The 11,065-nt window shown below is 41.6% G+C and carries 10 protein-coding genes; all 10 read right to left on the reverse strand.

The window, feature by feature from the left end; translation table 11 throughout:
- The coding region (lepB, locus tag HMPREF9074_RS10065) for a signal peptidase I (RefSeq protein WP_084063441.1) at positions 1-946 on the reverse strand (946 nt) is incomplete at its 3' end.
- Between the two features lie 31 nt (positions 947-977).
- Positions 978-1,784, reverse strand: a complete 807-nt coding sequence (locus HMPREF9074_RS10070) for a Cof-type HAD-IIB family hydrolase (RefSeq protein WP_009388934.1) — start codon at positions 1,782-1,784, stop codon at positions 978-980.
- Between the two features lie 74 nt (positions 1,785-1,858).
- Positions 1,859-2,563, reverse strand: coding sequence for a 4-hydroxy-tetrahydrodipicolinate reductase (gene dapB / locus HMPREF9074_RS10075; protein WP_009388935.1), 705 nt, complete (start codon positions 2,561-2,563; stop codon positions 1,859-1,861).
- A 25-nt stretch (positions 2,564-2,588) separates the two neighbouring features.
- Positions 2,589-3,377, reverse strand: coding sequence for a C40 family peptidase (locus tag HMPREF9074_RS10080; protein WP_009388936.1), 789 nt, complete (start codon positions 3,375-3,377; stop codon positions 2,589-2,591).
- A gap of 64 nt (positions 3,378-3,441) precedes the next feature.
- Positions 3,442-5,889, reverse strand: a complete 2,448-nt coding sequence (priA, locus tag HMPREF9074_RS10085; protein WP_009388937.1) for a replication restart helicase PriA — start codon at positions 5,887-5,889, stop codon at positions 3,442-3,444.
- Positions 5,890-5,903: 14 nt separating this feature from the next.
- Positions 5,904-6,803: a YihY/virulence factor BrkB family protein gene (locus tag HMPREF9074_RS10090; protein ID WP_009388938.1), complete on the reverse strand. Its 900-nt coding sequence runs from the start codon at positions 6,801-6,803 to the stop codon at positions 5,904-5,906.
- A gap of 27 nt (positions 6,804-6,830) precedes the next feature.
- Positions 6,831-6,959: a hypothetical protein gene (locus HMPREF9074_RS12715; RefSeq protein WP_009388939.1), complete on the reverse strand. Its 129-nt coding sequence runs from the start codon at positions 6,957-6,959 to the stop codon at positions 6,831-6,833.
- Between the two features lie 34 nt (positions 6,960-6,993).
- Complete coding sequence (ung, locus tag HMPREF9074_RS10095; RefSeq protein ID WP_009388940.1) at positions 6,994-7,659, reverse strand: uracil-DNA glycosylase; 666 nt, start codon at positions 7,657-7,659, stop codon at positions 6,994-6,996.
- Complete coding sequence (locus HMPREF9074_RS10100; RefSeq protein ID WP_034540581.1) at positions 7,656-9,581, reverse strand: amino acid ABC transporter substrate-binding protein; 1,926 nt, start codon at positions 9,579-9,581, stop codon at positions 7,656-7,658. Before HMPREF9074_RS10100 ends, ung begins: the two co-directional genes overlap by 4 nt.
- A 47-nt stretch (positions 9,582-9,628) precedes the next feature.
- Positions 9,629-11,065, reverse strand: a 1,437-nt coding sequence (gene guaA / locus HMPREF9074_RS10105) for a glutamine-hydrolyzing GMP synthase (protein WP_034540582.1), incomplete at its 5' end; no start/stop codon positions are given.

The raw sequence follows: 11,065 nt of genomic DNA on the forward strand, positions 1-11,065 counted from the left end.
TAGCAGCTATCATTCCCGAAGGGTCAGTTACACCAAATTGTTGGTACATCAGCTGTGGCGAAAGGTCTATATTGGGCTGAGTTACTACTATATAAGAGCTTTGCAATTTAGCCCTTACAGGATAGATTTCTTTTTTACCATTTATCCAAACATCGCCGTCTATGATTTGCAGTTTATCACCCGCTACGGCTACGGTGCGTTTTACGTAGTTAGATTTTTTGTCGATAGGCTTATCGATGTGTATTTTAGAGTTGTCGCGGAAGTATCGTACTGTGTCGGTAGGCCAGTTGAACACCGTGATGTCATTGCGCTCTACTTTTTGAAAAGCAGGTAGGCGTAGGTAAGGTAGCTGAGGTACTTTTAGGTATGATTTAGTGCCTATTATAGGTATAGAATCGTGTACCATTGGTAGAGATAGAGGGGTCATAGGGATACGCACTCCGTAGTGAAACTTGCTCACAAAAAGAAAATCGCCTACTAATAGAGTTTTCTCTAATGATGAGGTAGGTATCATATACGGCTGAATGAAATAGGTGTGTATAGCCGAAGCTGCTACTACCGCAAAGAGAGTAGCACTCACCCAAGTAGAGACGTTTTTCTTTATCACTTCATAGTCTTTTCCTACATATACTACTTTTGGTTGGTACATCAGATAGGCAGTGAAGAGCCCAAGGGTAACAACCGATAAGAGGGTGTAGCGTTTTTGGCGGTAACCAAATACGTGTAGCCACTCGTAGTTCATCACTATTGCCATAATGTTGCCTATCACGGGTAGGTAGAGTAGGAATACCCACCACCAAGGGCGTTCGATGATTCTTAAAAATATCACCGTATTATAAAAAGGTACAAAGGCTTGCCACCCTTTGTAGCCTGCTTTTTCATATCCTTTCCAGAAGAAAAGTCCGTTTAGCAGTTGTACTGCAATTAAAATGTAAATGTATATCATATTAATTATGAATTATCAATGGTGAATTATGCTATAATTTCTCTAAAAAAGAGGCGACACCGTCTTTAGAATGGTGGTCTGTTAGATGTTTGGCTACAGCTTTTACCTCATCGCGGGCATTGTCTACGGCTACCCCACAACCTACCCCTTTGAGCATCTCTAAATCATTATAGTTATCGCCGAAAGCTATAGCTTCGTTTAGTGATAAGTGGTATACTTCGTCTAATACAATTTTTACCCCTGTAAGTTTAGAAATACTAATGTCAGCAACCTCTATATAGGTGTCTTTAGCTCTGTATATTTGCATAACAGAGGCATATTTTTCATTCAATAGTTGAAACATAGACTCTATAAGATTTGTTTCACCCATTAACATCAATTTATGGGCTCCTTTTTGCTCGGTTTCCCACCTTGATAAAACTTCTCGGTTAGGGCGTATCGTAGGACTTACTAAAGTATTGTTTTCTTCGCGTTTTGCCCATTGGTCGTATTGGGGGGCATACCATTTATTATTGCGATAAAAACTGATGTGTATCTCTCCGCCAAACTTTTCTTCATTAATAGTAACAATTTCCTTTAGGACAGGGTAGGGTATGACTGCGCTATGTAGTACCTTTTCGCCGTTGAGCACCAACCCTCCGTTATAAGCGATAATCGGTAACCCTTCTATACCTAAATCCTTCTGCAGGTGGTACATTTGGTCGGGCATCCGAGAGGATACTAGTATGAAAGGAATCGTACTTTTCAGTCTTTTCACTTGCCTAATGGTAGCTTCAGAGAGGGTGCGGTCTCCATTTAGCAGAGTACCATCTATATCCGAAAAAATGATTTTATACATAAAAATTGTAAGTTGTTATTTTGCACTGCAAAGATAATGCCTTTTTTCTTTTGAGAAAGCAGTTAGGCTTAAATTTATTTTAGATTTAGAACATCTTTCATAGAATAAGTGCCTTTTTTGTTGAGTAGCCATTCGGCAGCTATTACAGCACCTAAGGCAAAACCATTGCGGTTGTGGGCAGTATGCTTTATCTCTATAGTGTCTATATCGCTGCTATAAGTTACTATATGGGTACCAGGGGTATTGCCGATGCGTTTGGCTTCTATTGGTATAATGTTTTCATCAGCAGTAGTACCCAATTGCCAAGCGCTCTTATCAGTCTCGGCTATAATACCTTCAGCAAGGGTGATAGCGGTTCCGCTGGGAGCATCTAATTTTTGTGTGTGGTGAATTTCCTCTATGCTGATGTGGTAATCATTTAAGGAGGCCATCAGTTTAGCTAAAGTTTGATTCAGAGCAAAGAAAATATTTACTCCTACACTGAAGTTTGAGGCGTATAAGAAAGCCGTATCGTGAGTTTTGCATAGGGCTACCGCCTCATCATAATGAGCTAACCAACCCGTAGTGCCTGCTACTACGGGTACGCGGTGGCGCAGAGAGTTGCTGATATTAGCAAAAGCGCTGTTAGGAGTGCTAAACTCTATGGCGACATCGGCTTGAGTGATGTCGTAATCAGTGTGGTCGTTATCTATTTTGAGTACAATTTCGTGTCCTCTTTTAAGGGCTATCTGCTCAATAGTTTTGCCCATTTTGCCATAACCAAGAAGTGCTATTTTCATTTGTTTGATTATTAGTTGTTAGTCTTTAGCCTTTAGTCGTTAGTTTTTCAGATACCATTGTGCGCATTGTTCTGAGTTGGTGAGTATAATTGCGCAGTTCGCTGTTGAAAATACCGATGTGGTCTAATCTGTCTATCCGTACTTTGCCATATGAATGAATGATTTTATTGTCGCCCAACAATATGCCTACGTGTATAATATTGCCTTCTTCATCATCAAAAAAAGCTAAGTCGCCTGCTTGACTCTCTTCTATAAAGCTGATAGCACTTCCGCAAAGCGCCTGTCGGTCGGCAGTGCGAGGTAGATGTATGCCGTTTAACTTGAACACCATTTGCACTAATCCGGAAGCGTCTATGCCAAAAGGTGTTTTGCCACCTGATAAGTAGGGAACATTTAGATACTCTAAAGCAGTAGCTACCACGCCCTTATTTGATGGTCGCTGAGTAGACTGAGAAGTGTGCAACAGATGGTTATGTGAGAAGGTAGCCCCTTTGGGAATGTGTAGAAAAAGGTCATCTCCGGTCTTTAGGCGGAGATTTGTAAGCCATTTATGAGCGTATTTGTCTTTCTTTTTTAGCGACTTGCGGTAGTCTTTATCCGATATTTCGGTAATTTGGTTGTTGTCTACCCATCCTTCAGTGTTGTCAAAGAGTAGCCGTATATAACTCCAGCTGTTGTGTTTTTCTAGCACTTGTAGCAACTCGCCAAAGAGCAATTGCGTTACCATTTCAGCCCCTTCATCAGGAGCTAAGCGCACGGGCACTACGCTTAAATGGCATATCCCGTAGGGTGTATCTAAAATCTTTATATTCATCACGTTTGCAAAAGTAATAAAATATTGACAATTAGCAACTAATCATTAGTAAAATATTCACTTCTTACACCAAGTAACTCGTTCTTATCGCTCTAAAACTACCTATAGACTGTAGCGATACTTCTGTACGCAAAATTAGTGCTTTTAGTTGCCGTATAGAGGCTTTTTGAGCATCAATTTTTACTAATATTTCTTTTATATATTCATTGCGAATGCGCGGTATAGCAGGAAATTCGGGTCCTAATACGCTTACACCTTCTTGTACTATCTTCTCTCTTAAGGCTTTGGCAAACCAATCGGCTCCTTCGCTTACGCGGTTGAAGTCAGTATGCCTGAGTGTGATTTTAATCATTTGTATTATAGGCGGATAGCCAAAGGCGGTTCGTTCCTCTATTTGGTGTTGGTAGAGCCCTCTGAAGTCGCTGCGCAATACCTGTAGTAGTACCGGATGCTGTGGGTTATAGGTCTGGATAAGTACGCGCCCTTGTTGCGCACTGCGTCCTGCACGCCCTGATACTTGCATCAGCAGTTGAAAACTCCGCTCATACGCCCTATAGTCGGGGGAGTGGATAGCGGCATCAGCATTCATAACCCCTACTAAGCCCACATTGGTAAAGTCCAAACCTTTGGTAATCATTTGAGTACCTACTAAAATTTGGGTTTCTTGCTGTTCAAAATCTGATAGTATTTTCTCATAGCCATATTTGCCATTGGTGGTATCTTGATCCATACGATCGATACGAGCGTTGGGGAATAGTTCTGATAACTCTTTGCTAATTTGCTCTGTGCCTACGCCTTTCGTTTTCAAATCAATACTTCCGCAGGCTACACAGGTTTTATACATCGGTATGCTATAACCACAGTAGTGGCAGCGCAACTGCTGACTGCCTTGGTGAAAGGTTAAACTTACATCGCAGTGAGGACATTGGGGTACGGTGCCACAATGAGTACACTGCACTATAGGCGCATAGCCTCGTCTGTTTTGATAGAGCAACACTTGTCGCCCTTCGCTCAGTGTTTGTTGTATAGCTTTTATCAGCGCATCGGAGAAATGCCCTGTCATTTGCTTGCGATGTTGCTTATCTTTTAGGTCGATGATTTCGATAAGAGGCGGCATATAGTTAGCATACCGTTCGCCTAAATAAGCGAAACCATATTTTTGTTGCTTTACGTTATACATACTTTCTACCGAAGGAGTTGCACTCCCCAGCAGGGTATAAGCCTCAAAAGAGCTTGATAGCATAATAGCGGTGTCGCGGGCTTGTAGGCGTGGCGCTGGGTCGAACTGCCTATAAGAACTGTCGTGTTCTTCATCTATCACCACTAAACCTAAATTTTGAAAAGGTAGGTATACCGATGAGCGCACCCCAACAACCACTTGCGCTTTAGGGTGGTTATGTAATACGTTGTTCCACACCTCGACCCGCTCATTGGTGCTGTATTTAGAATGGTATACCGATAGGTGTTGCCCAAAGTGCTTTTTTAATCGATTGATTAGGTGGACTGTTAGTCCTATTTCGGGCAGTAGGTATAGTGCTTGTTGCCCTCTCTCTAAGCATTCTTTTATCAGGCTTATGTAGAGTTCTGTCTTGCCAGAAGCAGGTACGCCTTGTAGCAAAACGGTTTTCTTTTCAGTAAATTGTTGTTTTAAAGAAGCGAGGGTCGTCTGTTGTGCGGTTGTAAGTTTTCTTTCTGTTGAAGTTTCATCATCAGCAAAGCTCACACGGTCCTTTTGTAGGTAATATTCTTCAAAAATGCCTTTTTCGACAACCGCTTTGAGTATCGGAGCAGATACTTTGGCTATTTCTATAAGTGTATCGGCTTTTAGAGGTGTTTTTTCTTTGTTAATATGGGTGAAATACGCCATAATCAACTGTTTTTGCTTCTGGGCACGCCCTAATATTGTTAAGGCTTCTTTTAGTCCCGCTTCTGTTTGATAAGCAGGGGCTAATCGCACGTACTTAATAAGCTTTGGTACGTACTTTTCAAAAATCTTTTCGGAAACTCTTGCCGCTCCTTTTTCTACTAAGTTCTTTAGTACTTTTAGTGTCTTTTTCTTAGGAATTATACGGCTTACCTCACTGCCTGTTAGAGCTGTTTTATAATGTAGCGCTTCGTATACTTGCCATTCGTCATCACTAAAGAGCTGGCTGTCCATCTCTTTTTCGTCTATTTCTATGATGGTTTCACTTTCTAAAATAAAAGCAGTAGGTAGAGCGGCTTTCATCACCTCGCCCAAGGTGCACATATAGTATTGGGCTATCCACTGCCAGAGGGCGAGTTGTCGCTCGGTTACTATAGGGGTTTCGTCTAATATATAAGCTATATCTTTAGTTTCGTATACGGGTTCGTTAGTATGTATTTCGTATGCGATAGCGGTATAGACTTTCGTTTTGCCAAAAGGTACCGCTATGCGCATTCCCTTTTTGAGGAAAAGTGCTTCTTGCTTATTGATACGATAGGTATAGAGCTTATTGAGCGAAAGGGGCAATATGACATCTACGAAATACATCAATTCAGGGTACTTTAGTTTTTCTTTAGTTTTAGTAGGGTAGCATTCAGCTCAAAACCGAGCAAAAGAATGTTGGAGTTTATCCAAATATAGAGTAAAAAGATAAGTAATGCCCCTATTGAGCCGTATAATTGGTTGTATTGTGAGAAGTTTTCGATATAAATACCAAAAAGATAGGTGGTAACCCCAAAAAGAATTGTAGTAAAAGTAGAACCTACTGAAAAAAACTTGCTTTCTCGCCCTTCTATAGTGCCAAAATAGAATAAAATAGAGGTAGCAATGTAGGTCATCACCGCTACAAAGCCTAATTTTGATACTTTTAGTAGAGTTTCGTTGTCGGTTAGGAAGTTTATTTCTTCTAAGTAAGGCACTAAATAGATTTCGTAGCCCATAAAGGTAATCACTACAAATAGCACTAATAGGGACAAGATGATAGCAACCATTAGGGCGTATAGATACTGTTTGACATAGGTACGGGTTAGCTGTATGTGATAAGAGAACTCAAACCCGCCAAAGATAGCCATAATACCATTGGTCATTAGAAAGATAGAGAGGAAAAAAACTGACGATAGCAAGCTGCCGCGCCTTTTTTCGGCTATATCAAAAAAGATGTCTGAGAAAAACTGATGGGTACCCGGAGGGAGAAGTCCGTCTATAAAGACCCAGAAATCTACCTGAAAGTGGTCGATAGGAATATAGGGGATAAGGTTGAGTATAAACAACAGAAAAGGAAAGATGGCTAAGAAAAAGCTATAGGCAATGGCACTTGCCCTATGGGTAAGCGTCCCTTTGATAAGTCCGGAAATGTATAGTTCGAGCAAGTCATACAGCGAAAAGGCATTCTTAGACAGCGGAATGCTCTTTAAAAACTGAATCAGATGCCTAATGATAGGCAGGGATAAAAGCCATTTCATATAGTTTTTAAATGATGTTTAAAAAAGTTATTTCTTTTTCTCTAATAAATTGCCAATCCACCAATAAGGCAACACTACTAATAAGAAAGCTAGTAGCCAAAAGCTCATCAGTAGCAATAATACAAAAAGTAAAAATCCAAGGAAAGGGAGCATCATAATTAGCAAATTAGTTAATTAGCGAATTAGTAAATTACCAGATAATCTCGTTTTTGCCGTTAGCCTTTAGGTAGGCATTGGCTTGGCTAAAATGTTTATTGCCAAACCAGTAACCGCGATTAGCACTTAGGGGCGAAGGGTGTCCTGCCGTTAATATACAATGCTTAGCAGGGTCTATAAGTTTAGCTTTTTCTTTAGCATAGCCCCCCCAAAGCATAAATACTACGTGGTTGCAATGTGCTGATACCGCTTTTATTACTGCATCAGTAAAGGTCTCCCACCCTTGTTTTTGGTGACTGCCAGCATTATTAGCCCTTACGGTAAGGGTAGCATTGAGCAGTAATACCCCTTGTGAAGCCCAACGCTCTAAGTTGCCGCTAAGAGGGTAGGGGACACCCAAATCGGTGTTGAGCTCTCTGAAAATATTGACCAATGAGGGAGGGTGCGGAATACCATCGTGCACAGAGAAGCACAATCCGTTAGCTTGCCCTTCTCCGTGGTAAGGGTCTTGCCCAATAATCACTACTTTTACCTCTGGTAGCGGACAATGGTTAAAAGCAGAAAATATTTGTTGCCCCTTAGGGTAACAAATATTTTCTGAGTATTCACGTTTTACGAACAGCACTAACTGCTCAAAATAAGGTTTGCTAAACTCTTCTTGCAATACCTCTTTCCAACTTTGATGAATACTTACCTTCATAATACCTGTTTTATTTCCATATTGTCGTACTGTACTATATACACGCCTTGGTTTTCGAAACCACCGCCTTTGTAGGCATTCTTAAAGTAAGCAAACTTGTTTTCTAAGAATGAAGTTTCGCCTATACGTGTACTTGCACTGCTGAAATTACCTGAAACACCTAAACGCAATACAGCGTCCATAGTTAGGTCGAAGCCTCTGATAGCGTATTTGTTAGGTAATATACCATAGGTTTTTAGGTAGCGAGATGAGAAAGTATCGCTGCCATTAGCATACTTATTGACCGTAGGGTAGGTGAAATGTAAATCAGATAGCTGATTGTTAGACAAGCTGGTAGAATCAAAAACAGAGCCGCGCTCTAAAGTAGTAAGTGTTATTTTAGGAGCCACATTGTTCTTTTTTACCTTTAGAGCATTGTGCAGTAGTCGTACTGCTAAAGATACATAGCCTATATCATTGGATTGTAGTACCACCACGTTCTCTTTGCTATAGTTGAGCGCATTGGCAAAACCATTAGCTGACATTTCGGTTACTACCTTAGCATTAGGAAAAGTACGCTCTAACTTCTCGCGTAGGGCAGCGTTTTTGCTGTCTGCCAATATAATCATATTCTCATCAGCATACGTTTTGTTTAGATAGTTTATCATCTGCCCTTGTAAAGCCTCATCGCTAGGAAGCGTTTGGTATACATTGGGGTTAAGGGTGATATTTTTGTTAGCCAAAGGAGCTAATACAGCTGTATTGCTATTGTTTAGCAAGCCAGCTAAGGCATTAAACGATTTGGTAGTGAAAGGGCCTATCACCAATTGTGAAGCCTGTACACCAGCGTTGCTGGCAATCTTCTTTAGGTCGCCCTCGCTATCGAATACATTTACTTTGAATTTGTAGCCCATTTTCTGTAGAGAGTCTAAAGCTATTAGCGCTCCTGAATAGAAATCAGTTGCTACAGGGGTGATTTTGTTATCACTAAGGCGTGCTTTTAGCGCTTGACTCTTATCGCTACCACTGATGTCTGATACTTTGAAAGGCAAAATGTACGAAATCTCTTTGACATTAGCGGGTGAGGAGGCAGAACGCAATGTGCTGTTAGAGTTCTCAAAGCTGTAGTTCGTCATCGTGAAAGCACTACTTTTATAACGGTCGTAATTTTCCTTTGGTACCCATATTTGAGCATCTGTTTTTAGACCCTCTTTTAGCGTAGGGTTTAACTTGATAAGCTCAGCTTCTGAAAGCCCAAATTTGCGCTCTAAGCTGTAGAAGCCTTCTCCTTTTTCTACGAAGTAAAGCACTAAATCTTTATTGTTGCTTTCGGTAGTATTTGGAGTAGGTTCTGAGCTATCTACGGCTGAGGCAGGTACCCATATCTCTTGACCTTCTTTTAGGCTGTTAGGGTTGAAGCCTTTCTCTTTCTTGTTGATACGCTCTAACTCTTCTACACTTACATTGTGGTTTTTAGCTATTTTCCACAATGTTTCTTGTGGCTTTACCACATAGCGTTTTTGCCCCTGAACACCTTTTTGTACCATTTCGGGGGTCTTGCTAAATAGCGGAATAGTTATGCGCTCATTCTCCATTAGCTCACGAGAGTAAAGCTCTAAGTTATAGCGCTTTAGGTCGTCAATCGTGATGTTGTATTTTTGTGATAAACCAAAGAAAGTTTCCTTAGGTTGTACCACGTGTGAGGTAAACCCTACAGGACGCTGGGTGCTGTAGTGTTTCACTTTGCTAACTGGAATGTTGATGGTAGTACCTTTCTGTATACCATCTTTTACGCCAGGGTTGAGTTTTAAAATGTCAGCAGGCGAAAAACGGTAGATTTTGGCTACACTTTCGATGCTCTCATAGTTGCTCGCCGTATGCTTGGTTTGAGTATAACTAAAGGCGCAGCACAGTAGGGTGGTTAGTGTTAAAAAACGTTTCATAGTGATAATTAGATAATTATGAATTGTAAATTCTGAATTATAAAATGCTATTCCCATTCGATAGTGGCAGGCGGTTTAGAACTGATGTCGTACACCACACGGTTTACGCCTTTCACCTTATTAATAATAGTATTGGACACTTTTTGCAGGAACTTGTAAGGTAGGTCTACCCAGTCGGCAGTCATACCATCTACGCTTTCTACGGCACGGAGAGCTACTACTTTTTCGTAGGTACGTTCATCGCCCATTACCCCTACGCTATTGATAGGAAGTAATATAGCGCCTGCTTGCCATACCTTATCATATAATTTTTCCTCTTTGAGGGCGTCAATAAAGATAGCATCAACCTCTTGTAGTACAGCTACTTTTTCAGGAGTGATGTCGCCCAATATACGTATAGCTAACCCAGGACCTGGGAAAGGATGTCTGCCTAATAGTTCGGGGTCGATGCCTAAGGTGCGTCCTACACGGCGCACTTCATCTTTGAAGAGCATTCGCAGGGGCTCTACTATCTTTAGCTTCATATAGTCGGGCAGCCCACCTACATTGTGATGCGATTTGATAGTAGCTGAAGGGCCTTTTACAGATAGCGATTCTATCACATCGGGGTAGATAGTACCTTGCCCTAACCATTTAGCATCGGTTATCTTATGAGCTTCATCGTCAAACACCTCTATAAATACACGTCCTATAGTTTTGCGCTTTTCTTCAGGGTCAGTTTTGCCTGCTAAAGCAGAAAGAAAACGCTCGGAAGCATCTACTCCTTTTACATTTAAGCCCATACCCTCGTATTGCTTGAGTACGTTAGCAAACTCGTTTTTGCGCAACAATCCGTTATTGACGAATATGCAGTGTAGCTGACTACCGATAGCTTTGTGTAACAATACAGCGGCTACAGTGGAGTCTACCCCCCCTGAAAGACCTAATATTACTTTCTCGCTCCCTACCTGCTCTTTGAGGTTGGCAACAGTCATTTCTACAAAGTTATCGGGTGTCCAATTAGGGGTGATATGTGCTATTTTGAATAGGAAGTTGCTCAGTAGTTTAGTGCCATCGACCGAGTGTGATACCTCGGGGTGGAACTGTATAGCATAAGTGTCTTCGCCCTCTATGCGGTAGGCAGCATTGGCTACATCGGCAGTGCTGGCTAAGCATATGCCCCTTTCGGGTAGCTGTTTGATAGTATCGCTGTGGCTCATCCACACTTGGCTGCCCTGACTGATGCCCTCGAATAGATGGTCGTTAGTTGGGTTGATATACGATAGGTGAGCGCGCCCATACTCTCTGATATTAGAAGGAGCTACCTCGCCACCGCCGAAGTGCGCTAAGTATTGAGCCCCGTAGCAAACGGCTAAAAGCGGTTTTTTGCCCTTGATAGCCGATAAGTCGGGGTGCAAGGCTTCGGCACTGCGTACCGAATAAGGAGAGCCTGAAAGAATGACAGCGGCAAAGCTATCGATGTCCTCAGGCAAGTGGTTGAAAGG

Origin of the sequence: Capnocytophaga sp. oral taxon 329 str. F0087, assembly GCF_000213295.2 — a bacterium.
GTDB lineage: Bacteria > Bacteroidota > Bacteroidia > Flavobacteriales > Flavobacteriaceae > Capnocytophaga > Capnocytophaga leadbetteri_A.